Consider the following 21,765-nt stretch of genomic DNA (forward strand, 5'->3'; position numbering starts at 1 on the left):
CCGACTGGGGAACGGCTAGCCCCTCGACTTAAGAGTGACACGACGTCGCTTGGGTTGTCGCTCACTTCCTGTCAGAAGGAGGTGGGCGCCGAGGGCGTCTCCATCTCCAGGGACTTGCTTCAGGCTCGTCGACGATCTCAACAGACGGGCGGATTTCCATGTCGAAGCGCATGCGGACCAGGGTGAGGGACAATCTGGCGGCGCTGCCACTGGTGGCGCCGTTCGTGGTCGTTTATGCGGCGCTTTTCATCTACCCCTCGCTGCAGATGCTGGGCATGAGCTTTTCGTCGGCCAGCCTGACGCTGCCGGGCGAGTGGGTCGGCTGGGCCAATTATCTGAGACTTGCCGCGGATCGGATGTTCGGCGTGGCGATCCAGAACACGCTCTATTTCGTGCTGATGACGGTGGTGCCCGGAACGCTGATCGGCCTCGGCATCGCGGTTGCCGTCAGCCGTCTCAATGGCTGGCTGCGGGCGCTGGCGCTGGCGGCATTCTTCCTGCCTTACGTGTTGCCGGTCTCGACCATCACCTCGATCGCCTGGGCCCTGACCAGTCCCGGCGACGGACCGCTCGGGGAGATCTACACCCGTGGCGGCAATCCCGTTGCCATCTGGTACAGCGTGCCGCTGTTCCTGCCGGCCGTCTCGGTCCTCACCATCTGGTGGACGACGGGGTTCAACGTGCTGGTTTTCGTCGCGGGGCTCAAGATGCTGCCTGAGGAGCTCTACGATGCGGCCAAGATCGACGGCGCCAGCCGCTGGCGGAGCTTTGTTTCCATCACCTGGCCGCTGATCTGGCCAGTGACTGCGGTGGTAATCACGATCCAGGCGATCGCGCAGTTCAAGGTGTTCGATCAGGTCTACCTGATGATGGCGAGCGGGCAGGCCAAGAATATGGTGCTGGTGCAGTACATCTATTCGGTGGCGTTCCAGCGCAACCAGGCAGGCTATGCCTCGGCGGTGGCGGTGGGTCTTTTCGTCCTGGTGCTGGCCGTCTCGATGCTGCACTACCAGCTCCTGCGGTTGCGGGGGGCGAAATGAGCGCGCGCTGGTGGCGACGGCTCGATATCGCCGGGGCAGCGATATCCATGCTCACGCTGGTGATCGCGGTAATGTGGGTGTTCCCCATTCTCTGGTCGGTCTCCACGACCGTGGCACCGCAGGACCCCGACGCGCCGTTCGGGTTCGTCGCGACCTACGCTCGCATGCTGTTCGAGACCGATCTGGGGCGCTGGTACATCAACTCGCTGGTGACGTCGGGCGGCGTGACGGTGATCGTCCTCAGCATCTCGGCGGCCTGCGGCTATGCGCTGTCGCAGATCGAGTTCACCGGCCGGAAGTTGCTCTGGATCGTCATCTGGGCGAGCTTCATGATCCCGGTCCAGGCGCTGATCGTGAACCACTTTTTTCTGATGTATCAGTGGGGGCTGTTCAACAGCTGGCTCGGCGTGATCCTGCCGCAGCTGATCGCGCCCGTCGCGGTGATCGTCTACAAGCAGTTCTTCGATGCCATCCCGCGCGAGTTCCGCGAGGTCGCCGAGATCGACGGGGCGCGGCACTGGCAGGTTTTCCTTGCGATCTACGTGCCGATGACCTGGGGCGTTACCTCGGCGCTCGGCATCATCGTCTTCATTGCGGCGTGGAATGCCTTCCTCTGGCCGTTCCTCGTCATCACCAAGTCGGAGCTGATGAACGTCACGGTCGGTGCGACGCAGTTTCGGTCAGGGGGCATCGACGACCTGACGGTGGCCGTTCTCAGCGGACTGCCGGTGGCGATCCTCTATCTGCTGTTCCAGAAGCGGGTCTCGGAGGCGACGAGCTTTTCGGCCGGCATCAAGGGCTAGGGGCTACTTCCAGTTGCGGCCGTCTTCGTAGACGGCTGGGCCCTTGAGTTCGAGTTTGTTGCCCCAGGGGTCGCGCACGTAGAACGAGTTGCCCATGCCGCGGGCGCCGCCGTGCAGGGCCTCGCGCTCGATGTCGACGCCGTGGGCCGCAAGGTGCGCCCGCATGGCGTGCTCATCGAAGGGCGAGAGGGCGATGCAGACATGGTCGACATTGCGGCCACCCTTGACTGGCGGCACGGCGCTTGCCGCGCCCGGATGGGTGATGTCCCAGAGAACGATCAGCGCGGCGCCGCACCAGAGCTGTTCCATGCCGAGCGTCGGATAGGAATATCCCGGCGGGCAGCCGAGCACGTCGGCGTACCACCGGACGGCCCTGGCGAGGTCGTCGACGAGAAAGACCACGTGGTCGATGCCGACCATGGAAAAAGGCGGCTTGCCCGGTTCAGTCATTGCGGCTCCAGCGGTTGCGGGCGACGTCGTCCTGCGGCTTCGCTTCGACCCAGCGGTCGCCGCTGCCGGTGGCTTCCTTCTTCCAGAAGGGGGCGTCGGTCTTGAGGAAGTCCATCAGGAATTCGGCGGCCTGGAAGGCGGCGTCGCGGTGCGGCGCCAGCGTCATCACCTGGACGATGGGATCGCCCGGCGGCAGGGTGCCATGACGGTGGATGACAGTCGCGTCGAGCAGGTCGAAGCGTTCGGTCGCCTCGGCGACCATGGCCTCGATCTGGTTGATGGCCAGTTCGGGGTAGCACTCCAGCGTCAGCGTGCTGACCGGATCGTCGGGCAGCGAGCGGACGAGGCCGGTAAAGGTCACGGCAGCACCGGCGCCGTTGGCGGCGGCCAGAAACGTGTTTGTCTCGCCGCCCGGGTCGAACCGTTCGGTCTGGACGCGAACCGACATCTCAGCCGCCGGTCATCGGGGGAAACAGGGCAATGGTCTGCGCATTGGCGATCAGGGCGTCCGACTTGACGATCCTGGCATCGATGGCGGCGCGGACAAGGCTGGGCTTTTCAAACGCCAGATCGGCGGCTTCGTCGCGGCTGCGCAGCCAGGTGACGAGGTCGGCGACGGTCTTCACATCGTCAGGCGGCGACACCTCTTCCTCCGAGCGGTTGAGCCGCTCGCGAAACATGGCGAAGTAGAGGATCTTCATGCCCGGCCGGCCAGGTGCGGCCAGGCCGAGCGCAGATACTCCCAGCCGGTCCAGACAGTGAGGATGGCCGCCACCCAGAGCAGGAAGTGACCGACAAAGACGAGGCCGAGCAGCATGGGGCCGGCGATCAGCAGGCCGAGGGCGACCATCTGCACGGTCGTCTTCCATTTGGCCAGCAGCGTGACAGGGACGTCGACGCTGGTCTTGCCCAGGAACTCGCGCAGTCCCGACACAAAGATTTCGCGCAGCATGATGGCGATGGCCGGGATGAGGTCCCAGCCGGTGAGGTGATGCGTCCAGGCGAGCGTGATCAGCAGCGCCCCGACCAGCAGCTTGTCGGCGATCGGATCGAGCATCTTGCCGAGCGCCGAGTAGAGATTCATGCGCCGCGCCAGAAAGCCGTCCAGCCAGTCGCTGACGGCTGCCGCAATGTAGAGCAGCAATGCCAGCCACTGCAGCGGCTCCCAGCCCATGACGATGAGCAGGCAGATCAGCGGAATTGCCGCTATGCGCCCGAGGGTCAGGAGGTTCGGCAGCGTGGTGAGAGTCGCAGGTATTTCCATGCGGACATGCAATCTCAAGCGCTGCATGCGGTCAAGCGTGGAACGTCAGTCGTCCCTGCGGGTTGAGCATTGCCAAACAGTGGAGACACTTATGCAGGACAACCAGAACGATCCGAAGACGATCAGTGCGGCCAAGGCTGCGGCCTTCAAGGACAAGGAAGCAGCCGGTCCCGAAGAGGCAGAGGTGCAGGTCCGCCCGGCCGGGCCGGACGGCATGCGCTCGAAGCCGAAGCGGCAATGGTCGACGACCGACGAGGCCGCTGACGAGTCGTTTCCCGCCAGCGATCCTCCGGCCGCCAACCGTTTCGACTAAGCAACCATCTCTGCCCTGGCGCGACGCTGCGCGACAGCGTCCGCCAGGGTTTTGAGGACGGCCACCGTGTCGTCCCAGCCGATGCAACCGTCGGTGACGGACTGCCCATGGACCAGCGGTTTGCCGGGAACGATGTCCTGGCGGCCGGCCACCAGATTGCTCTCCACCATCACGCCAATGATCCGCTTATCCCCGCTTGCCACCTGTGCCGCAATATCGGCGACGACGAGCGGCTGGTTCTCGGGTTTCTTGGAGGAGTTGGCATGGCTGGCATCGATCATCACGACAGGCCGTTGACCGGTCTTCTCGGCCTCGGCACACGCTGCCTCGACGCTGGCGGCGTCGTAATTGGTGGTCTTGCCGCCGCGCAGGATGATGTGACAATCGTCATTGCCGGTGGTGCTGGCGATGGCTGAGTGACCGCGCTTGGTCACGGCCAGGAAATGGTGCGGCTGGCTGGCCGACTTGGCGGCGTCGAGCGCGATACGCACATTGCCATCGGTGCCGTTCTTGAACCCGACGGGGCAGGAGAGGCCGGAGGCCAGTTCGCGGTGCACCTGGCTTTCGGTGGTGCGGGCGCCGATGGCACCCCAGGCGACGAGGTCCGCGAAATATTGCGGCGTGGTCATGTCGAGATATTCGCTGCCGGCGGGGAGCCCCAGGTTGTTGATCTCCAGCAGCAGGCTGCGGGCGAGCCGCAGGCCGTTGTCGATATCGAAGCTGCCGTCGAGATTGGGGTCGTTGATCAGGCCTTTCCAGCCCACCGTGGTGCGCGGCTTCTCGAAATAGACCCGCATGACAATCTCGAGCCGGTCGCCGAGTTCATCGCGCAACGGCGCCAGCAAGCGGGCGTATTCAAGCGCCGCGACCGGATCATGGATGGAGCAGGGGCCTACCACCACGGCGAGCCGATCGTCGGTGCCGTGCAGGATGTTGTGGAGCGCGTGGCGCGCACTCAGCACAGTGCGGGTAGCGGCATCGGTGCGCGGGAATTCATGGATCACCTCCTCGGGTGTACGCAGTTCGCGCAACTCGCGGATACGAAGGTCGTCAGTGGATTTCAGCATCTGGGGTCTCCTCGGGGACTGGCGCGAGGCGACAAAAAAGCCGCCTAGCAAAGCTGGCGGCTGGGGGTCGTGTGGTTTGAACGGTATCTAGGTCAAACGTCTCCCTTCGGCTGCCAGCGGCTTCCGGTGCTAAAATACCAATAGGAATAGGCGGCGCGAAGGTTCATGGCAGATTTTGTAGCCCAGCCGAGAGGGCTTGTCACGCCTCAGTGTGCACTCCGCCGCCGTCAGGCTGCTGGACAATAGTCGAATGCGGGCTCGTCCGGGACAGGCATGGACTGTCAATTTCGAGGGCAGCATGCCCAGACCGGCGATGGATGTGGCAGCACCAGCTGGCTGGAAAAAGGGCTGGATCGCATGGCTTGTTCACCTCTTGTTATGGCATGTAACTGGTTTCAAGTTGATCCACCATGCGTCTGGCGCATGGGTGCTTCGACCAAACTGGGGCTACTCCAGTCAACGAGTCGAGATTAGATATAGGTCATCAAAACGAAGCCAAACCGAAGGGGAAACCAAATGAACATCCGTCAGAAAATCGCCCAGTACGCCGCCTACCAGCGCACGATCCGTGAGCTCAGCTCGCTCGACAGCCGTCAGCTGCATGACCTCGGCATCACCCGCGGCGACATCAAGAACATCGCCCGCGCTGCCAACTAAGTTCGGCGACATTGCTGAAAAGACCCAAGGCGCCTTCGGGCGCCTTTTGTTTTTCCGTCATGCCGAGCGGTTGAAATGATCGTAGATCAGCTGGGCCATCTGGTTGGAGACGCCGGGGATCTGCGCCAGGTCGGCCAGTGATGCCCGGCTTACCGCCTTGGCCGAGCCGAAATGCTGCAGCAGGGCCCGCTTGCGGGCCGGGCCGATGCCTTCGATCTCGTCGAGCGGGTTCTTGATCGCCTCCTTCTTGCGCTTGGCCCGGTGGGTGCCGATGGCAAAGCGGTGTGCTTCGTCGCGAAGACGCTGCACGTAGTAGAGGACGGGATCACGGTGGGGCAGCATGAACGCTTCCCTGCCTTCCATGAAGAACTTTTCGCGCCCGGCATCGCGCTCCTCGCCCTTGGCGATGCCGATGAAGGTGACTTCGCGCGGCAGTTCGAGCTTGGCGATCACCTCGCGCACGGCATTGAGCTGACCGGCGCCGCCGTCGATGAAGACGACGTCGGGCCAGTCCGGCATGCCGGACTGGTCGTCTTCCGCCTCCAGATCGCTTTCCGCGGCAAGGCGCGAAAAACGCCGGGTCAAAACTTCGCGCATCATGCCGAAGTCATCGCCGGGGGTGATCTCGGTGTTCTTGATGTTGAACGTCCGATAGTGCTTTTTCGAGAAGCCTTCCTCACCGGCGACGATCATGGCGCCGACGGCGTTGGTGCCCGAGATGTGCGAGTTGTCGTAGACCTCGATGCGTCGCGGCGTTTCGTCGAGGCCAAAGAGCTCGCCGACACCCTCCAGCAGGGTGCGCTGCGTGGCGCCTTCGGCCAGTTGCCGGCCCAGCGCCTCGCGGGCATTGTTGCGGGCATACTCGACCAGCTCGCGCTTTTCGCCGCGCTGCGGCTGCTGCACCGAGACCTTCTGGCCGGCGCGACTGGCGAGGGCCTCCTCGATCAGGTCGCTTTCGGCGAGGGGATGCGAAATCAGCACCAGCCTGGGAGGGGTACGGTCTTCGTAGAACTGGCTGAGGAAGGCCTCGAGCACTTCGGCCTCGGTCATCGTCGCATCGGCGCGTGGCCGATAGGCATGATTGCCCCAGTTCTGGAAGGCGCGGAAAAAGAACACCTGGACGCAGAACTGCCCGGCCTCGTGTGCGACGGCGAAGACATCGGCCTCTTCCACGGTGCGCGATGCGATCTCGCCCTGGCTTTGCACCAGCGCCAGTGCGGAGAGCCGGTCGCGCATCATGGCGGCCCGTTCGAAATCAAGGTTTTCGGCGGCGACATTCATGTCGCGCTGCAGATGATCCTGCACCGATTTGGTCTTGCCGGTGAGAAACTGCCGCGCCTCGTCGACCAGTTCGGCGTAGCCGCTCAGCGAGATCTCGCCGGTGCACGGCCCGGCGCAGCGCTTGATCTGGTAAAGTATGCACGGACGGGTGCGGGCCTTGTAGAAGCTGTCCGAACAGGTGCGCAGCAAGAAGGCCTTCTGCAGCGAAGTTATGGTGCGCTTGACGGCAAGCGCCGAGGCGAAGGGGCCGAAATAGTGACCCCGCTTGCGACGAGTGCCGCGGTGCTTGGTCAGTTCGGGCGCCTCGTGATCGGTCGCGATCAGGATATAGGGAAAGCTCTTGTCGTCGCGCAGCAGCACGTTGAAGCGCGGCCGCAGGCGCTTGATCAGGTTGGCCTCGAGCAGCAGCGCCTCGGCCTCGGTCTCGGTCCGCACGAACTCCATGGTCCGGGTCGCATGGACCATGCGCTGGATGCGTGTCGGCAGACCTTCGGGGCGCGTGTAGTTGGTGACGCGCGCCTTCAGGCTACGGGCCTTGCCGACATAGATGACCTCGCCGGCCTCATCCAGCATGCGGTAGACGCCGGGGGATGCGGGCAGGGTACGCACGAAGGCCTTGATGGCCTCCGGTCCGCCGATTTGATTCTGGTCCGTCATTTGCGTGGCGTCGGGTTCCGTCGCGGCGACCATTCCAGATGTTGCCCGCCGTCGAGCGCCAGCATCTGGCCGGTCATTGACTGCGCTCCGAGGATGAAGAGCAGCCCGTCGGCGATTTCATCGGGATCGGCACCGCGCTGCAACGGCAGCCGCTCGACCGATGCCTCGAACTGTTCGTCGGACTGGCCGCTGGCGGGAAGGGTCGGGCCCGGTCCAATGGCGTTGACGCGGATGGCGGGCGCAAGCGACTGCGCCAGGGTGCGGGTGGCGGCCCACAACGTGCTCTTGCTCAGGGTGTAGCTGAAGTGGCTGGGGGCTGTGTGCAGTACGCGCTCGTCGACGATATTGACGATGTTGCCGTTCCTGCCCTCGGGCAGTTGCGCAGCGAAATCGCGCGCCAGAAACACCGGTGCTTCGGCGTGCACGGCGAAATGCAGATCCCAGAGTGCTTCATCGAGATCGACGACAGCGTCGGGCTCGAAGGTCGAGGCATTGTTGACGAGCAGCGTCAGCGGCCCGAAGGCCGCCGCGGCGCGCCCGATAAGGGTCGCCCGGTCCTGCCGGTCCGACAGATCGGCCTTGACGAGCGCGGCCGAACCGCCGGCCTGGACGATATCGTCCCTGACCCGCTCGGCGCCTTTGGCGGACGACCGATAGTGCACGACGACCTTGTACCCGGCCGCGGCCAGGCGTCTGGCGATAGTCGCGCCTATGCGGTCACCGGCACCGGTGACGAGGGCAACTCTGGTCGGGAAGCTGGAAGATTCGGCCATGGCTGGTCCATAGATAGGGGGTTCGATCACGGACGCAAATCAGCGGGTGCCAAGTCATTGCGATAAATGACAGGAAATTCGCCAGGCTCGACCGTGGCGTCGCACTCGGGTTGCATGGTGTAGACCTGCATGACAAAGGCCGATACGTTCCACTGCCAGAGGCCCCGCATGCCGCAATCGCCCATGCCGCGGCCGCGGTTGTAGCTGCGCAACTGCCGGGTCGACGGGTCGAAGCTGTCGAAACAGATGCCTTCCTCGGCCTGCCACCCGGCGCGGTAGGTTGGTGTCGCGAAGAGCTGCAGGTCATAGCCCGTGCCGGTATCGACATAGGCGCTGTAAAAGCGGTTATAGGCGCCGCCGGTGCAGGGCAGCAGATAGAGGGCTTTTTCGTCGCCGAGATCATATCGGTAAAACGGCCAGTCGCCAGTGATATCAAAACCGTCACATTTGTCCGGACGGCTCTCGTCCTCGGCCACGAGATGGAGCGGGACCTGCGCGAGGGTGATTTCGCCGCCGGGCGCCGGCGCGGGCTGTGCCACGGCCACGAGTCCTTCGGGCGGCGCCTCGACGACGCGTTCCGAGCCAAGCCGGCCCTGCGTCTCGTCGATCCAGATCAGTGCTGCGGTCAATCCGTTGAGCGAGAACTGCGTCGATTGCGGCTGTCCCACCTGGTCTTCGAAACCGATATGCAGCGTCGACCCGGGCATCAGCCGGTCCATCACCAACTGTGCCTTTGGGCCGAGCAGGAAGAAATCATTGATTGCGCCATAGGCCGCGATTTCGCCGGGGCCCGAAAGGCTCGCTGTCTCAGCATCGACTGTGAACTCAAACATCGCAGCCTGGTTAGCCGTCACCACGATGGGGGTGAACGAGATTTCCCAGAAGGTGCCTTCGGCATGTCTTCCGATGCGCAGCCAGTGGTCAGCGACACGGCCTTCACCAGGGTTCGGATTGACGTAGCTGACGGCCGAGCAGTAGCCATCGGCGCGGCAGGCTGCGAGCCAGTCTCCGAAGTAACGACGGGTTTCGGCGCTCTGAGCCAAAGCTGGCGCGGCGCAGTACAGAATCATCAGCAGGGCACACGCAAGGCGCATCAGGAATCTCCGGCGGGGCGAGACGTTAGGCTCTCCGTCGCGTGCGATCCAGACGTGTTCTTTGCGCCATGTAAAACCTTTGTGCCGACTGTCACAGCGACAGTAACGGGGCCTATGGTCATGGCGCGAAGGGGAGCTTTGGCTTCGCATACAACGAAAAAGGGGAAGAGATTATGGAAGCACTTATTCCAATTCTGGTTCAGCTTATCGGTGGTGGCGTAGGCGGTAATGCGATCGGTGCGATCGTCAGCAAGTTGAGTCTGGGGCCCATTGGCAACACGATCGCCGGCGCGATCGGCGGCTGGCTGGCGACGTGGCTTGCGGGCATGGTGCCCGGGCTCGACGGTCTGGTAAATGGTGCAGCGACAACTGTGGCGACCACTGGTACGGCAGCTGCTGAAACGGCCGGCGGTCTCGACATCGGCGCACTCGCCGGACAGGGCGTGACCGGCCTTATCGGTGGTGGCGTCTTGACGGCGGTCGCCGGCTTGATCAAGAACGCGACGATGAAGAACGCCTGAGGGCGGCGCCTCGCCCCGACCCCGGACCAATGCGGCCCGGGGCCATTGCCTGACCGGATTCAACCTTGAGCACCGTGATTGCCTCTGTGCGCCGCCGCGCCGACAACGTTTCGCTCGGCATCGGCCTGACGATTGCCGCCATCCTGATATTCGGCGTCCAGGACGCCGTCTCCAAGCATCTGGTGCAGAGCTACTCGCCGTTCCAGCTGGCGATGATGCGGTTCTGGGCCTTTGCGATCTTCTCGCTGATCCTGGTGATGCGGCAGGGGCCTTTGCGGCAGGCCTTTCGCTCGCAGTCGCCGATACTGCAGGTGTTGCGCGGTGTGCTGCTGGTGGTCGATATCTGGTTCTTTGCCGCGGCGCTCAAGGATGTGCCGCTGGCCGAACTGCAGGCGATCACGCTGGTCTACCCGTTGATGGTGACGCTGGTCGCCATCCCGATCCTGGGGGAGAAGGTCGGGGTGTTCCGCTTCACGGCGGTGGCAGTCGGCTTTCTGGGCGCGCTGCTGATCGTGCGGCCGGGCGGACTCCCGATCAGCTGGGGGGTGCTCTACGCCGTCCTGTCGGCGGCGGCCTATGCGGTCTACATCGCGCTGACGCGCAAGGTGTCGAGTGAGGACACGACGGCGACCAGCATGGTCTATGTCGGCGTGGTCGGGCTGGTGCTGACCACGGGGGTGGGCGTGTTCTTCTGGGAACCGATGCCGCTCGAGGACCTGGGTATGGTGGCGGTGATCATGGTCACTTCCACTGCGGCCCACGGACTGATGATGGTGGCGCTCAGCCGGGCACCGGCCAGCACGCTGCAGCCGTTCAACTACACCTCGCTCCCCTGGAGCATTACGCTGAGCTTTTTCTTCTTCCAGCATCTGATCGATGCCGTCAGTTTCATGGGGGCGGTGGTGATCGTGGGGGCTGGGCTGGCAGTGATGATGCGCGAGCGCTTCCTCGCCCGGCGTGGCCGCGTCGCACCAGTGCAGCCAGCAGCAGAACCGCTCCGACGGCCGTGATGAGGACGCCGAGCGGGGTGACGGTGAGCGTCAGCAGCACGGCCAGCGTGCCGATGAAGCCCTCGCCGAGCGGCGGGAAGGCATAGACCAGCAGCGCCGGCGTCGCCGACGCCAGCGCCATGATCAGGCCCATCACCAGCAGGCGTTGGCCCCACAGCATCTAGTTGAAGAACCCGGCGATCCAGACGGCGGCAGCGGCGGTGACGCCGGTGAGCACCGTGCCCCAGGCCATGTCGACGACGACCAGCGAGGGGGTGAAGCCGCGCAGCGTGGCGAGATTGGTCAGGTCGTAGGTGCCGTAGGCGACAAAGCCGAACAGCGCGCCCATCCACAGGGCCTTGAAGACGTCGCCATTGGCGGGCAGCGTGACGAGGATCAGCAGGCCGACGAGATAGACGAGGTAGAAGCCGGCGGCGACGGGGAGGTTGGGCTTGTCGAGCATCATGTCGCCCAGCGCCGGACGGTAGAGGCGCTCGGCCATGGTGGAGAGCCAGACGAAATCGGCGGCGAAAAAGACGAGGGCGGAGGCGAGGTAGAGGATGACGACGTGCATGCGAGCGGTCCTTTCGGCGGGTGGGGGGTGGCCCCACGGTGCCCAAGCAACGGGGGGCGGGGGTGGAAAGTTCTCCGCGATGCGCCGTTTCTCTTGAACGGGGCCATCATAGGGGACATCTCTGCATCAGGAACAGGCCCTGTCGCCGACACGAAAGGGACACGCGATGCTCATCATCCTCGAAATCGCCGCGGTGCTGCTGCTGCTGGGCGGCGTCGCCAGCTACTTCATGCGCAACCGCAAGGACGCCGAGCGCGAGGCGGTGACGGCCCGCCGGGTCGAGGCCTATATGGAAACCATCCGGCGCGAGGCAAAGAATGCCGAACTGGTGGCCATGTCGGATGGCGAGCTGCGCGACCTGCTGCTGTCGGGCGCGCGGAACCTGCGGGTGCAGGGCGAGCGGCGGATGTACCTGCTGTTCGGCGGCACCGTGGCCGCGCTGCTGGCGGCGGTGATCGTTGCCACCGAGGACGGCTTTCGCGGTTTCGGCATCGCCATCCTGATCGGCGCGATGGTGCTCTACGGGCTCAACGAATTTCTCGGCAGGCGCATGCGCGAGCCGCTGGAATCGCGCGGCATCGACGTCGAGCGGCTGCGGGTGGAATAGCCGCTAGAGGCGGCGCATCTTGCCGTACATGAAGACGACGCAGCCGGCGACGACCAGCACCACCGGGGCGAGGACGAGAAGGCTCAGCACGGTGCCATCGAGATGCAGGCCGGTGTGGCTGCGCCCGGCCATGTTGTCGAGCCCCATGCGCTCGAGCGCGAAAATGCCCATGCCGATGATGATCAGCAGGTAGGCGAGTTTGACGTAGGGCTTGGTCGCCGGGGGTTTTGGCGCCGACTTGGCTGCAGCTGGCCTGGCCGGTGTCGGCGTGGTCTGGGCAGGCTTGGGATCGGGCTGCATCGGTCGGGTCCGGAACGGCGATGGCGCAAAAATAGGGCGCCCCGTGGGGCGCCGCAAGGTTTGCCGGTTCGGAAAAACCTAGTTGGAGATGCAGAAGCTGGCGTTGGGGCCGCCGATGCAGGCGCTCGAGCCGTAATAGGGGCGATAGGGCCGGTACGGGCGATACACCGGGCGGCGGCGTTCGATGTAGAAATCATCGTCGTCGTCATAGCGGCGATAGTCGCGGTAGCTGTCGCCGCGCGACAGATAGCTGGCCGACACCCAGCCATCCGGGCCGGACTTGTTCACGAAACACCAGCTGCCGCGGCAGTAGTCGATGTCGACGCGTTCGCCGTGCTGCAGCACGTCGATGGCGCGATAGCCGGTGCCAGGGCCGGAGCGGACGTTGACGTTGGCCGTGGCATAGGCGGAGGCGGCGAAAGCGGCGGCGCCGGAGCCGATAAGGGCGGCTGCGGCAATGCCGAGGGTGAGAACGGTGCGCTTGAAGGTCATGACGGGTACTCCTCTACAGGCAGATGCGGAAATAACGGTTTCCGTTGCCCGCAGGTTGCGACGGCGCGGCTGAACCCAAAATGAACGACCACCCCGCATCCGGACAGCGTCCGGACACGAGGCGGTGATTTTTGAAGCGTTCCGGATCAGTTGCTGAGGCAGACCGAGCCGTACTGGCCGTTGAAGCAGATCTGGCCACCATTGCCGCCGTTGTTGGGCCACGGGTTGTTGTTCCAGTTGTTGAGCGAGAGCTTGTGCTTGCGCACCCAGCCATCGGGGCCCGGGATCTGGATCTTGTACCAGTTGTTCCAGGAGCCGATGATTTTCACCTTCTCGCCGGCCGAGACGTGGTTGACGGTGGGGCCGACGTTCTTGTGGAACTTCTTGACGTTGGTGGACTGGTCGACCCAGGCGTACTGGGCGGCAAACGAGGCACCGGCGGTTGCGAAGACGACAACAGCGGCGATGGCGACGGTCTTGACGGTATGAGCGAACATTTCGTGGTTCCTTCCATTGGGGTGTTGGCATCTCTGCCTTGACCGCAACACTAGGAAGCGCCGCCTGAACCGTTTCTGAAGGCCTTGTACAGGTTGGATTTTATCGATCAGAAGCCGAAATCGAGAAAGCGCCCGGAAAAGTCGGGCGGGGTGACGCGGGCCTTGGCGGGGGAGCCCACCAGGTAGGAGCCGAGCACCCAGCCATCGGGGCCGTCGTCATAGACAATCTTGCACCAGCGGCTGTGGCGGGTGCATTGCGAGAGGCCGACACGGGTGCCGTCGGGCAGGGTGCCGATGGTGCGGTAATAGTCGCCCGGACCCGAGCGGATCGGCAGGTTGCCGGTGGCGCGGGCGGTGGAGGCGGCGAAAGCCGGCGTGGCGAGTGCCAAGAGCGCGGCGGCGAGAACGAGTGGCCTGAGCATCGCAAAACTCCGCAGTTCTGTCCCGGCGCGGATGTCGCGCCGGGCCCAGATTAGCATATCAGAGACGGACGGTGGCATTGTCGCCGAAATCGGGCTTGGCGCCGGTGACCGAGGCCGTCAGCATGGCGGTGAAGGCCACCAGCTTGCCCGGCGAATCCCAGAGCTCGGCGCGCTCGGGGCTGACGGTGATCAGCCGGATATCGGGATCGTTCTCGTCATCCCACCAGGCCTTGTCGAAGGCGCTCCAGAGCTCGGCAATCTTGGCGCGGTCATTGCTGAGGCTGGCAGTGCCGGAGATCGACACGTAGTCCATGGCGCCGGTATCGGCATAGGCGAGATTGACCACCGGGAAGCGATCGATCTGGCTGTTCTTGTGGCCCTCGGCCGAGACCAGGAAATAGATGGCGTTTTCGTCGCGATGCACGCGCGAGGACAAAGGCCGCGCCTGCTGGCGCTCGCCGTCCCAGGTGACGAACATGCAAAAATCGATCTTTTCCGCCAGTTCCCAGACGCGGTCGATGATTTCGGCCGGGGTCTTGTCAGTGTGCTGCTGGTCGTGATGAGCCATGCTGGAAATCTCCTTGTTGGCTGGCTCAACGCCCGCGCCGGTCGGGAGTTGCGTCACATTTGCCGGCGCCGCGGGCGTTCCGGCGGGGCGCGTGCAGCGGCGCGCGGGGGGGGGGCCTCGCGGCGCTCGTCCGGGCGTCGTGAAAGAGCGGCTCCAACTGAGGCACGGCGAGGCGCCGGACGGCCGTGCGGCCTCCGGGTTTCGGCAGAAAGCGAACAGCGGCGGGCCAAAGTCCGTCGATGGTGCGTAAACCGGACGCATAGACCGCCCGGCCAGGGCCTTGGCCCGCCGTTGCGACCGGGATTTTGGGCGTATACCGGGAGGCCCGGGGCGTTTGCGGATCGCCCCACCGCCGCAGGCCCTCGTTCTGACCAGGCCAGGCTCTTCACCTTTCCCCAGTCGGACCCTTTGTGGCGATCGGACCGAACCCTCGCCAGCGGCAGCAAATTAAGGCTGCGGGTTACCTGCGCCCGCATGACCTTCCCGGCTTGACCTGATGCAGGACGACCCCGCACCACCCAGCCTCGCCGCACCGGATGCTCGTTTGCAACCGTCGCTCGGGTGTGGCGATGGGGGATTGTAATGGAGGTTAGGGGACCGGGGATAACTGAACGCCGTCTGACGCGATTGGCTGCAGGATGAACGGGAGATGGCTGGGGAAAAGCGGGGAGGAGGGGCGGTCAGTGTTGGCGTTGGAGGATTCTTTGGTAGTCCTGCACCCGCAGCACTCGCGGCGGTAGTTGTACTAAATGATGCTTCTGACACTCCACGAATTGCGTTAACAGTGTCTGCTACTTACGCGAATAGAGTAGACGTTAATGTCTGCTTGGTCCGGCGCTTCGCAGGATCTCATTTTATTGTGGAGTATTATCGGCGTGGAGAAACGCGGCAACGCTTTGTCACGTCTTCGACGCGCACGCTCCGCTCAAAACGTTGCCCCCTTTCTCCACACCGCCTAGGTAAGTGCTAGCTAGTTCAAATATTCCAGAATTGGTATATTGCGTTGATCCGAATAGTATTCGGGTCAACGCGCCTACTTCCATACTTTTTCTTTGTGGCGGTCCTATTGATATAAAGGTTGATCCGGCACCTTCTTTGCGAGATGCGTTTGCTCGAAAGCAGGATAAAGATCCATTTAAAAGATATCGATTTCTTATTGCAGAGGAGCTAAACGGGTTTTTCCCAAGAGGGAACTATAAGGACATCCTTAGTTTCGAGAATGACATTGCTCAGATATCTGAGCTAATACTTCTGTTCTCGGAGAGCTACGGCAGCGCGGCTGAGCTTGGTGCATTCGCAATGGTGGAAGAGATTTCGCGTCGAATGCTCGTCGTCATGGATGACAAGAACTATAAAATTGATTCTTTCATCACATTGGGGCTAATTCGTCTGCTAACCAACTCATATGGCGAGCATTCCCTGTGCGTTCTCAATTTGTCTGACCTTAAACTTGAAAGTATTCGCAACGTTTCTGGACTTGATATCGGTGCCTTCACTTTAATGATGGAAGGTGCTATTAAGCATAGAATCGCCAGCTATCACGAACACAGCACGTTTGATCCTCAACGATCAGGTCATATTATTAAGCTTGCGGTGGGGTTGCTGCAGCACTACGGCGCTCTTACTTTGGATGAAATGTGGCTGCACTTGGATGCATTCGGTGTCAGTCGCGACAAGGACCAAATCACCAACCTGCTTCTATGCGCAGAGTTCGCTGATTGGGTTGTCCGGGATAAGCGCGGTCTCAATACATATTTCGTCGCGAAGGCGGAAAAGGACGCCATGCACTACCTTTTTAGGGGTGATGTCGAAAAGATTGATCGCTTCCGTTGGCGAATGGACATCCGCCAACACTGGAAGGCGAGTGAGCCGGAAAGATTTAATGCTATCATTGCCACAGTGGGGGCGGGATAATGGCGTCACTTCTGGGCCAAATGGCTTTGAAAACGGGGCTGCCGGAAAGCTCCGTCGCAAAGCTAATGCGTGCTGCGCCCTTACGATATAAGCGCTTTGCAATACCTAAGCGCTCGGGTGGCCTGCGCCCGATAGCACAACCTGCACGTGAGATAAAAGTTCTTCAAAGGGCTCTCGTCGATATCCTACTTTCGGGTCTCCCAATCCACGATGCAGCAATGGCATATCGACATGGAAAGTCGATTAGAGAAAACGCCGAGATTCACAGCCGAAACGGCCCCATCCTGAAGATGGATTTCGCAGATTTTTTTTCTTCTATTAGAGCTTCTGATTGGAGGTCGTACTGCGAGCGCACGAGGTGCGTCCTCGATGAGGAGGAGATTGAGATGACCTCAACTCTCCTATTTCATCGTCAACCCCAAGTTCGCGAGCTTAGGCTTGCAATAGGTGCTCCAAGTTCTCCCATTCTCTCGAATATAATTATGTTTGACTTTGACAAACTGGTTTCGGAGCAGTGCCGCCAGCAAGGGGTGACCTATTCGAGATATGCAGATGATTTAACGTTTTCTGCCCCCAGGACCGGACACCTCAACGCTGTGCGTAAAATTGTGGATCGCGCCATACGGGATGTGGCTTGCCCACGAATAACAATTAATGAGAACAAGACGGTTCTTGCGACGAAGAAATATAAACGCCTAGTTACAGGTCTTATCTTATCAAACGATGGAAATGTAACTATAGGTCGAGACAAGAAAAGATTGGTGCGCGCAAAGGTGCATTACTTCATGCTCGGAAAGCTGAACTATTTAGAGATAGCTAAACTTAGCGGATATCTCGCGTATATCAACGCTGTTGAGCCAAATTTTATCGTAATGCTAAAAGCTAAATACGGTAATGACCTACTAGGTAGATTAACGGTTGATGCGCCTAGACAGCTTTTGATTAATAGGTCCTCTGGACGACTAAAGTAGAGGGCAGAGGCTTGGCCTCGCCTGAACCTAGCTATGGCCGGAAGAAGAGCGGGGCTAGCGCCGGAGGCTGCCGCAGCCTTACCTGAAATCGCGCCACTGACGCAATTTTGCCTACAGCCGGTTCGACGTCTCGCGTCTCTCCCGCAAGGGGAGAGAGGGGCCTGTGCGATGGGTCGATGTCGCCCACAGAAACTGCCCCCCCTCCACCATGCTGCGCATGGTTCCCCTCCCCCGTGAACGGGGGAGGAGCGGGAGTGGCTGGTGGGCGGCCCATGGGCGGGGTGGGCGGCGCAGGGAGCTCGGTCGGGGTTTCGCTGCAAGGCGGGGCCCTCCTGGTTCCTGGTTCCTGGTTCGTGGTTCGTGGTTCGTGGTTCGACAGGCTCACCATGAGGAGGTTCACCATGAGGAGGCTCACCATGCGGGCTGAGAGATTGGCGCGGGGTAGGCGAGCGAGAGAAGTTTCGGCGCAGACGAGACGACGACGCTGCGGAGGAGTCCCTCATCCTGAGCGTGTCGAAGGCCGGGGGCCGGGGGCTGGATCGCGTGGGTCCTCGGGGCAAGCCCGAGGATGACGGCGGCTGGGGGAGAGCGGGGCCGGGCCGCTGGCCCGGGGATGACGGGACGGCGGGAGGTTGGGCGCGGGGCTCTCAGGCGGGTCCCTCATCTATTCACGGGAGGGGGACCGGCGTGAGCCGGGGGAGGGGGCGACGGCGTGCGTAGTCGTCCCTAGGGGCGGATACGACTGGAGCCGGCGGGCGACTCTGATCGACTGGAAAATCCAGGCGAGGAGAGGTCCGATGGCCAGCTACTATGTCAATGATCACGCACAAGCGAATGGCGACCACGAGGTGCACCGGGACGGGTGCAGCTACATGCCCGGTGCGGCCAACCGTACCTATCTGGGCGAGCATGCCGCCTGCGACACCGCCGTGGCGGCGGCGAGGAAGAGATATCGCCAGTCGAACGGCTGCTTTTATTGCTCGCGGCCGTGTCACACGGGGTAGGGCGGGGATGCTCGGTTGGCGCGCGATGGGGACCCCCCCTCCACCGGCTCCGCCGGTCCCCCTCCCCCGTGAAACGGGGGCGGACCCGACTGAGGTTTTTGCGCTGAGCTCTCCAGTTTTCCGCCGTGAACGGGGAGAGCAGGAGAGGGCGGGGCGGGCTCAGTAGCGGATGGGGCGGCGGCGTTTGATGGCGGCGATGCGGTCGGTGTCGGATGGGCCGAGCCGGCGGCCGCGCTCCTGCACCTCGAGCGCATATTCGGCATAGGTCAGGCCCAGCGCCGCGGCCCGGCGCACCCAGAGCCGCGCGATGTCATAGGGCACGTCATCGGCTGCCAGCTTCGCCGCCTTCCACTCGAAGAAATTGCCGATCGGGCCGGCGCCCCAGGGCCGCGGACTGTCATCGAGCGGCGGGCCGTTATTGCTGCCGGGCTGCAGCGAGGCGGGGATGGCGACGGGACGGGCGGCGGCGGTCATGGCGCGATCATTGGGGGGGCGGCGCGCCGGCGTCCAACGAAATTTTTCGATGCCGGGGATCGGGGCGGGTGATGGAGGGTGGGTGCCGTAGCGCACGGGACAGGTCAGTGGCAGCCCTCGTGGTTCGACAGGCTCACCATGAGGGCCGAGAGTTTTGCGGTGTCGCCAGGGCGTTGGGCGAAGGGCGGGTCTGGTCGCCCGTTGAGCAAAGGTCGATGTGGCCGAGGCCCTCATCCTGAGCCTGTCGAAGGACGAGGGGCGGGAATGGATCGCGATGGGTCCTCGGGTCAGGCCCGAGGATGACGGCCGGCGGGGGGGAGGCGGTTGTCGGACCTCCGGGTTGCCGAGGCCCGTCAGCCGCCAATTGGCCGGTTCTCCGCTCCCCATGCAGCGCGCCAGCGGCGCGATGTGACGGACGCGGGCGTCAGTCCGCCGTGCCCTCCAGCACATCCAGTTCCATCTCGCGCAGGCGCTTGACTTCGTCGCGGAGTTTGGCGGCTTTTTCGAATTCGAGGTTGGTGGCGGCCTCGCGCATCTGCTTTTCCATGTCCTTGATGACGGCGGCGAGGTTTTCGCCGACATGGATCTGTTCCTTGCCGTCCTTGCCCTTGCCGATGGACACGGTGACGTGGTCCTGCTCGTAGACGCTGTCGACGATGTTCTGGATGTTGGACTTGACCGATTGCGGGGTGATGCCGTGTTCGGTGTTGTAGGCGATCTGCTTTTCGCGGCGGCGGCTGGTTTCGGCGAGGGCGCGGTCCATCGAGCCGGTCTGGTGGTCGGCATAGAGGATGACCTTGCCGTCGACATTGCGGGCGGCGCGGCCGATGGTCTGGATCAGCGAGGTTTCCGAGCGCAGGAAGCCTTCCTTGTCGGCATCGAGGATGGCGACCAGGGCGCATTCGGGGATGTCGAGGCCTTCGCGCAGCAGGTTGATGCCGACCAGCACGTCGAAGACGCCGAGGCGCAGGTCGCGGATGATCTCGATGCGCTCGATGGTGTCGATGTCGGAATGCATGTAGCGGACCTTGATGCCCTGCTCGTGCATGTATTCGGTGAGGTCCTCGGCCATGCGCTTGGTGAGCACGGTGACCAGCGTGCGGTAGCCGTCGCGGGTGACGCGGTGGATCTCGTCGACGACGTCGTCGACCTGGGATTTGGCGGGGCGGATCTCGACCGGGGGGTCGATCAGGCCGGTGGGGCGGATGACCTGTTCGGCGAAGACGCCGCCGGCCTGCTCCATCTCCCATTTGCCGGGGGTGGCCGAGACATAGATCGATTGCGGACGCATGGCGTTCCACTCCTCGAAGCGGAGCGGGCGGTTGTCCATGCAGGAGGGCAGGCGGAAGCCGTATTCGGCCAGCGTCGCCTTGCGCCGCAGGTCGCCGCGATACATGGCGCCGAGCTGGCCGATGGTGACGTGGCTTTCGTCGACGAAGACGAGGGCGTTGTCGGGGAGATATTCGAACAGCGTCGGGGGCGGCTCGCCCGGCTTGCGGCCGGAGAAGTAGCGCGAATAGTTCTCGATGCCGGCGCACGAGCCGGTGGCTTCCATCATTTCGAGATCGAACAGGGTGCGCTGCTCGAGGCGCTGCGCCTCGAGGAAGCGGCCGGCGCCATTGAGCTCCTGCAGCCGGGCGGCGAGCTCCTTGCGGATCTCGCGGATGGCGCCGGTCAGCGTGGTGCGCGGGGTGACGTGGTGGGAATTGGCGAAGACGCGGATGGAGAGCAGGTCGGAGGCCTTCTTGCCGGTCAGCGGATCGAACTCGGCGATGGACTCGATCTCGTTGCCGAACAGCGTGACGCGCCAGGCGGCGTCCTCATAGTGGGCCGGGAACAGCTCGATGGTGTCGCCGCGCACCCGGAAGGTGCCGCGGGTGAAGCCGACATCGCCGCGCTTGTACTGCAGCTGGGCGAGCGAGCGCAGCAATTCGCGCTGGTCGATGTGCTGCCCCTTGCGCAGGTCGATGGTCATGGCGGTGTAGTCTTCGACCGAGCCGATGCCGTAGATGCACGAGACCGAGGCGACGATGATGACGTCGTCGCGTTCGAGCAGGGCCCGCGTGGCCGAGTGGCGCATGCGGTCGATCTGCTCGTTGATGGTGGATTCCTTTTCGATATAGGTGTCGGTCCGCGGCACATAGGCCTCGGGCTGGTAGTAGTCGTAGTAGGAGACGAAATACTCCACCGCGTTGTCGGGGAAGAACTGCTTCATCTCGCCATAGAGCTGGGCGGCCAGCGTCTTGTTGGGCGCGAGGATCAGCGCCGGGCGGCCGGTGCGGGCGATGACCTGGGCGGCGGTGAAGGTCTTGCCCGAGCCGGTGACACCGAGCAGCACCTGGTCGGTCTCGCCGTTCTCGATGCCTTCGAGGAGATCGGCAATGGCGGTCGGCTGGTCGCCGGCGGGGGTGTATTCGGTGGCGAGGCGGAAGGGGATGCCGCCTTCGGACTTCTGCGGCCGGATCGGCCGGTGCGGCTTCCAGGCGGCGTTGCCTTCCACCTCCTTGCGGCCGTGCATGATGATGTCTTCGAGCGCGCGCACGGTGGCCGAGATGCCGACATTGCCGACCTCGGTGCCGATCTGGGCGACCTGCTGGGTGCCCGAGGGGATGATCTGGCCGCCGACATTGGAGCGGGAAGAGGGCACATGGCCGAAGCCGGCCTGCTGCTGTTCAGCAAAGCCGGTGCCGAAATCGGGGCGGTCGACGGAGTTGGCCTTGGATTTCGGGCTGGCGAGCGTCATGCCGGTGGCGGCGGACTTTTTCGACTTGCTGGTCTTTGCCGGCTTCTGCGCCTGTTCCTCGGCGGCGCGCCGCGCGGCGTTGTCGAGGGCGCGCTTGTTCTTCAGGCGCTCCTGCGGCAGCCGCTTGTTGAGCGTCTCGGCCTCGGCCTTCTCGATCTCGCCGATGAAATCATCGATGGAGAATTCGGCCTTGCCGGGGCGCGACTGGCTCGGGGAGGCGGACTTCTTGTCTTGGGCCATGGTGCTTCGTTTCGAAAAGGGTCGTAACCGGACTGGGGCACGGAGCACCA

The 21,765-nt window shown here is 63.3% G+C and carries 26 protein-coding genes; 10 read left to right on the forward strand and 16 right to left on the reverse strand.

The features are described from left to right. Window positions 1-158: 158 nt before the first annotated feature. Window positions 159-1,040: a carbohydrate ABC transporter permease gene (locus AC0L4C_RS10975; RefSeq protein ID WP_473399593.1), complete on the forward strand. Its 882-nt coding sequence runs from the start codon at window positions 159-161 to the stop codon at window positions 1,038-1,040. After that, window positions 1,037-1,843 carry a carbohydrate ABC transporter permease gene (locus tag AC0L4C_RS10980; protein WP_473399594.1) on the forward strand — a complete coding sequence of 269 codons (807 nt, stop codon included), beginning with the start codon at window positions 1,037-1,039 and terminating at the stop codon, window positions 1,841-1,843. The genes AC0L4C_RS10975 and AC0L4C_RS10980 overlap by 4 nt, the downstream gene beginning before the upstream one ends. A gap of 3 nt (window positions 1,844-1,846) precedes the next feature. On the opposite strand, the gene AC0L4C_RS10985 is transcribed toward AC0L4C_RS10980, so the two are convergent. From AC0L4C_RS10985 to pgsA, 4 genes are read right to left on the reverse strand one after another with little or no spacing between them, the layout of a single operon-like run. After that, a complete protein-coding gene (locus AC0L4C_RS10985) occupies window positions 1,847-2,293 on the reverse strand; it encodes a VOC family protein (protein WP_473399595.1) in 447 nt (148 codons plus the stop codon). Further along, window positions 2,286-2,741 (reverse strand): molybdenum cofactor biosynthesis protein MoaE, encoded by a 456-nt coding sequence (locus AC0L4C_RS10990; protein ID WP_473399596.1) that lies wholly within the window; start codon window positions 2,739-2,741, stop codon window positions 2,286-2,288. Before AC0L4C_RS10990 ends, AC0L4C_RS10985 begins: the two co-directional genes overlap by 8 nt. A 1-nt stretch (window position 2,742) precedes the next feature. Next, on the reverse strand, window positions 2,743-2,994 hold the full coding sequence (moaD, locus tag AC0L4C_RS10995) for a molybdopterin converting factor subunit 1 (protein ID WP_473399597.1): 252 nt from the start codon (window positions 2,992-2,994) through the stop codon (window positions 2,743-2,745). Next, entirely contained in the window at window positions 2,991-3,557 is a 567-nt protein-coding gene (gene pgsA / locus AC0L4C_RS11000; protein WP_473399598.1) for a CDP-diacylglycerol--glycerol-3-phosphate 3-phosphatidyltransferase, read from the reverse strand. The genes moaD and pgsA overlap by 4 nt, the downstream gene beginning before the upstream one ends. A gap of 91 nt (window positions 3,558-3,648) precedes the next feature. Between pgsA and AC0L4C_RS11005 the strand changes: the two genes are divergently transcribed. Continuing rightward, a complete protein-coding gene (locus AC0L4C_RS11005) occupies window positions 3,649-3,870 on the forward strand; it encodes a hypothetical protein (RefSeq protein WP_473399599.1) in 222 nt (73 codons plus the stop codon). Here AC0L4C_RS11005 and AC0L4C_RS11010 read toward each other — a convergent pair. After that, window positions 3,867-4,937 (reverse strand): 3-deoxy-7-phosphoheptulonate synthase, encoded by a 1,071-nt coding sequence (locus tag AC0L4C_RS11010; protein ID WP_473399600.1) that lies wholly within the window; start codon window positions 4,935-4,937, stop codon window positions 3,867-3,869. The genes AC0L4C_RS11005 and AC0L4C_RS11010 overlap by 4 nt on opposite strands. Before the next feature lie 516 nt (window positions 4,938-5,453). On the opposite strand from AC0L4C_RS11010, the gene AC0L4C_RS11015 reads away from it, so the two are divergent. Further along, entirely contained in the window at window positions 5,454-5,594 is a 141-nt protein-coding gene (locus AC0L4C_RS11015) for a DUF1127 domain-containing protein (RefSeq protein ID WP_473399601.1), read from the forward strand. Between the two features lie 57 nt (window positions 5,595-5,651). On the opposite strand, the gene uvrC is transcribed toward AC0L4C_RS11015, so the two are convergent. From uvrC to AC0L4C_RS11030, 3 genes are read right to left on the reverse strand one after another with little or no spacing between them, the layout of a single operon-like run. Next, window positions 5,652-7,565, reverse strand: coding sequence for an excinuclease ABC subunit UvrC (gene uvrC, locus AC0L4C_RS11020; RefSeq protein WP_473399602.1), 1,914 nt, complete (start codon window positions 7,563-7,565; stop codon window positions 5,652-5,654). Further along, window positions 7,529-8,305: an SDR family oxidoreductase gene (locus tag AC0L4C_RS11025; RefSeq protein WP_473399603.1), complete on the reverse strand. Its 777-nt coding sequence runs from the start codon at window positions 8,303-8,305 to the stop codon at window positions 7,529-7,531. The genes uvrC and AC0L4C_RS11025 overlap by 37 nt, the downstream gene beginning before the upstream one ends. Window positions 8,306-8,331: 26 nt before the next feature. After that, entirely contained in the window at window positions 8,332-9,399 is a 1,068-nt protein-coding gene (locus tag AC0L4C_RS11030; protein WP_473399604.1) for a DUF1176 domain-containing protein, read from the reverse strand. Between the two features lie 173 nt (window positions 9,400-9,572). Here AC0L4C_RS11030 and AC0L4C_RS11035 point away from each other — a divergent pair, with 173 nt between their 5' ends. Together AC0L4C_RS11035 and AC0L4C_RS11040 are read left to right on the forward strand one after the other, a co-directional pair. Then, window positions 9,573-9,920 carry a hypothetical protein gene (locus tag AC0L4C_RS11035; RefSeq protein WP_473399606.1) on the forward strand — a complete coding sequence of 116 codons (348 nt, stop codon included), beginning with the start codon at window positions 9,573-9,575 and terminating at the stop codon, window positions 9,918-9,920. Window positions 9,921-9,994: 74 nt separating this feature from the next. Beyond that, on the forward strand, window positions 9,995-10,930 hold the full coding sequence (locus AC0L4C_RS11040) for a DMT family transporter (protein ID WP_473403508.1): 936 nt from the start codon (window positions 9,995-9,997) through the stop codon (window positions 10,928-10,930). A 160-nt stretch (window positions 10,931-11,090) separates the two neighbouring features. Here the strand turns inward: AC0L4C_RS11040 and AC0L4C_RS11045 are convergent, their stop codons facing one another. Further along, on the reverse strand, window positions 11,091-11,483 hold the full coding sequence (locus AC0L4C_RS11045; protein ID WP_473399607.1) for a DUF2177 family protein: 393 nt from the start codon (window positions 11,481-11,483) through the stop codon (window positions 11,091-11,093). A gap of 166 nt (window positions 11,484-11,649) precedes the next feature. On the opposite strand from AC0L4C_RS11045, the gene AC0L4C_RS11050 reads away from it, so the two are divergent. Beyond that, the gene (locus AC0L4C_RS11050) at window positions 11,650-12,090 is read left to right on the forward strand and encodes a hypothetical protein (protein WP_473399608.1); all 441 of its coding nucleotides are present in this window, start codon (window positions 11,650-11,652) and stop codon (window positions 12,088-12,090) included. A gap of 3 nt (window positions 12,091-12,093) precedes the next feature. Here AC0L4C_RS11050 and AC0L4C_RS11055 read toward each other — a convergent pair whose 3' ends face one another. The 5 genes from AC0L4C_RS11055 to AC0L4C_RS11075 all read right to left on the reverse strand — a co-directional run bounded on the left by AC0L4C_RS11055 (window position 12,094) and on the right by AC0L4C_RS11075 (window position 14,369). Next, window positions 12,094-12,390: a hypothetical protein gene (locus AC0L4C_RS11055; RefSeq protein WP_473399610.1), complete on the reverse strand. Its 297-nt coding sequence runs from the start codon at window positions 12,388-12,390 to the stop codon at window positions 12,094-12,096. 78 nt (window positions 12,391-12,468) lie between these two features. Beyond that, on the reverse strand, window positions 12,469-12,882 hold the full coding sequence (locus AC0L4C_RS11060; protein WP_473399611.1) for an SH3 domain-containing protein: 414 nt from the start codon (window positions 12,880-12,882) through the stop codon (window positions 12,469-12,471). 146 nt (window positions 12,883-13,028) lie between these two features. Further along, entirely contained in the window at window positions 13,029-13,379 is a 351-nt protein-coding gene (locus tag AC0L4C_RS11065; protein WP_417729673.1) for an SH3 domain-containing protein, read from the reverse strand. Between the two features lie 107 nt (window positions 13,380-13,486). Further along, window positions 13,487-13,801: an SH3 domain-containing protein gene (locus AC0L4C_RS11070; RefSeq protein ID WP_473399612.1), complete on the reverse strand. Its 315-nt coding sequence runs from the start codon at window positions 13,799-13,801 to the stop codon at window positions 13,487-13,489. A 58-nt stretch (window positions 13,802-13,859) separates the two neighbouring features. Then, complete coding sequence (locus tag AC0L4C_RS11075) at window positions 13,860-14,369, reverse strand: pyridoxamine 5'-phosphate oxidase family protein (protein WP_473399613.1); 510 nt, start codon at window positions 14,367-14,369, stop codon at window positions 13,860-13,862. Window positions 14,370-15,359: 990 nt separating this feature from the next. Here AC0L4C_RS11075 and AC0L4C_RS11080 point away from each other — a divergent pair. The 3 genes from AC0L4C_RS11080 to AC0L4C_RS11090 all read left to right on the forward strand — a co-directional run bounded on the left by AC0L4C_RS11080 (window position 15,360) and on the right by AC0L4C_RS11090 (window position 18,258). Beyond that, entirely contained in the window at window positions 15,360-16,283 is a 924-nt protein-coding gene (locus AC0L4C_RS11080; protein ID WP_473399614.1) for a retron St85 family effector protein, read from the forward strand. After that, complete coding sequence (locus AC0L4C_RS11085; RefSeq protein WP_473399615.1) at window positions 16,283-17,254, forward strand: retron St85 family RNA-directed DNA polymerase; 972 nt, start codon at window positions 16,283-16,285, stop codon at window positions 17,252-17,254. Before AC0L4C_RS11080 ends, AC0L4C_RS11085 begins: the two co-directional genes overlap by 1 nt. Window positions 17,255-18,051: 797 nt before the next feature. Then, the gene (locus AC0L4C_RS11090; protein ID WP_473399616.1) at window positions 18,052-18,258 is read left to right on the forward strand and encodes a hypothetical protein; all 207 of its coding nucleotides are present in this window, start codon (window positions 18,052-18,054) and stop codon (window positions 18,256-18,258) included. A gap of 159 nt (window positions 18,259-18,417) precedes the next feature. Here AC0L4C_RS11090 and AC0L4C_RS11095 read toward each other — a convergent pair whose 3' ends face one another. Next, complete coding sequence (locus AC0L4C_RS11095; RefSeq protein WP_473399617.1) at window positions 18,418-18,732, reverse strand: hypothetical protein; 315 nt, start codon at window positions 18,730-18,732, stop codon at window positions 18,418-18,420. Between the two features lie 424 nt (window positions 18,733-19,156). Further along, the gene (uvrB, locus tag AC0L4C_RS11100) at window positions 19,157-21,715 is read right to left on the reverse strand and encodes an excinuclease ABC subunit UvrB (protein ID WP_473399619.1); all 2,559 of its coding nucleotides are present in this window, start codon (window positions 21,713-21,715) and stop codon (window positions 19,157-19,159) included. Window positions 21,716-21,765: the final 50 nt, after the last annotated feature.

This window comes from Devosia sp. J20-27 (assembly GCF_055808595.1).

Bases quoted from the DNA above. Each gene is read 5' to 3' on its own strand.
- AC0L4C_RS10975 (WP_473399593.1), top strand. From the start codon at position 159: ATGTCGAAGCGCATGCGGACCAGGGTGAGGGACAATCTGGCGGCGCTG.
- AC0L4C_RS10980 (WP_473399594.1), top strand. From the start codon at position 1,037: ATGAGCGCGCGCTGGTGGCGACGGCTCGATATCGCCGGGGCAGCGATA.
- AC0L4C_RS10985 (WP_473399595.1), bottom strand. From the start codon at position 2,293: ATGACTGAACCGGGCAAGCCGCCTTTTTCCATGGTCGGCATCGACCAC.
- AC0L4C_RS10990 (WP_473399596.1), bottom strand. From the start codon at position 2,741: ATGTCGGTTCGCGTCCAGACCGAACGGTTCGACCCGGGCGGCGAGACA.
- moaD (WP_473399597.1), bottom strand. From the start codon at position 2,994: ATGAAGATCCTCTACTTCGCCATGTTTCGCGAGCGGCTCAACCGCTCG.
- pgsA (WP_473399598.1), bottom strand. From the start codon at position 3,557: ATGGAAATACCTGCGACTCTCACCACGCTGCCGAACCTCCTGACCCTC.
- AC0L4C_RS11005 (WP_473399599.1), top strand. From the start codon at position 3,649: ATGCAGGACAACCAGAACGATCCGAAGACGATCAGTGCGGCCAAGGCT.
- AC0L4C_RS11010 (WP_473399600.1), bottom strand. From the start codon at position 4,937: ATGCTGAAATCCACTGACGACCTTCGTATCCGCGAGTTGCGCGAACTG.
- AC0L4C_RS11015 (WP_473399601.1), top strand. From the start codon at position 5,454: ATGAACATCCGTCAGAAAATCGCCCAGTACGCCGCCTACCAGCGCACG.
- uvrC (WP_473399602.1), bottom strand. From the start codon at position 7,565: ATGGTCGCCGCGACGGAACCCGACGCCACGCAAATGACGGACCAGAAT.
- AC0L4C_RS11025 (WP_473399603.1), bottom strand. From the start codon at position 8,305: ATGGCCGAATCTTCCAGCTTCCCGACCAGAGTTGCCCTCGTCACCGGT.
- AC0L4C_RS11030 (WP_473399604.1), bottom strand. From the start codon at position 9,399: ATGCGCCTTGCGTGTGCCCTGCTGATGATTCTGTACTGCGCCGCGCCA.
- AC0L4C_RS11035 (WP_473399606.1), top strand. From the start codon at position 9,573: ATGGAAGCACTTATTCCAATTCTGGTTCAGCTTATCGGTGGTGGCGTA.
- AC0L4C_RS11045 (WP_473399607.1), bottom strand. From the start codon at position 11,483: ATGCACGTCGTCATCCTCTACCTCGCCTCCGCCCTCGTCTTTTTCGCC.
- AC0L4C_RS11050 (WP_473399608.1), top strand. From the start codon at position 11,650: ATGCTCATCATCCTCGAAATCGCCGCGGTGCTGCTGCTGCTGGGCGGC.
- AC0L4C_RS11055 (WP_473399610.1), bottom strand. From the start codon at position 12,390: ATGCAGCCCGATCCCAAGCCTGCCCAGACCACGCCGACACCGGCCAGG.
- AC0L4C_RS11060 (WP_473399611.1), bottom strand. From the start codon at position 12,882: ATGACCTTCAAGCGCACCGTTCTCACCCTCGGCATTGCCGCAGCCGCC.
- AC0L4C_RS11065 (WP_417729673.1), bottom strand. From the start codon at position 13,379: ATGTTCGCTCATACCGTCAAGACCGTCGCCATCGCCGCTGTTGTCGTC.
- AC0L4C_RS11070 (WP_473399612.1), bottom strand. From the start codon at position 13,801: ATGCTCAGGCCACTCGTTCTCGCCGCCGCGCTCTTGGCACTCGCCACG.
- AC0L4C_RS11075 (WP_473399613.1), bottom strand. From the start codon at position 14,369: ATGGCTCATCACGACCAGCAGCACACTGACAAGACCCCGGCCGAAATC.
- AC0L4C_RS11085 (WP_473399615.1), top strand. From the start codon at position 16,283: ATGGCGTCACTTCTGGGCCAAATGGCTTTGAAAACGGGGCTGCCGGAA.
- AC0L4C_RS11090 (WP_473399616.1), top strand. From the start codon at position 18,052: ATGGCCAGCTACTATGTCAATGATCACGCACAAGCGAATGGCGACCAC.
- AC0L4C_RS11095 (WP_473399617.1), bottom strand. From the start codon at position 18,732: ATGACCGCCGCCGCCCGTCCCGTCGCCATCCCCGCCTCGCTGCAGCCC.
- uvrB (WP_473399619.1), bottom strand. From the start codon at position 21,715: ATGGCCCAAGACAAGAAGTCCGCCTCCCCGAGCCAGTCGCGCCCCGGC.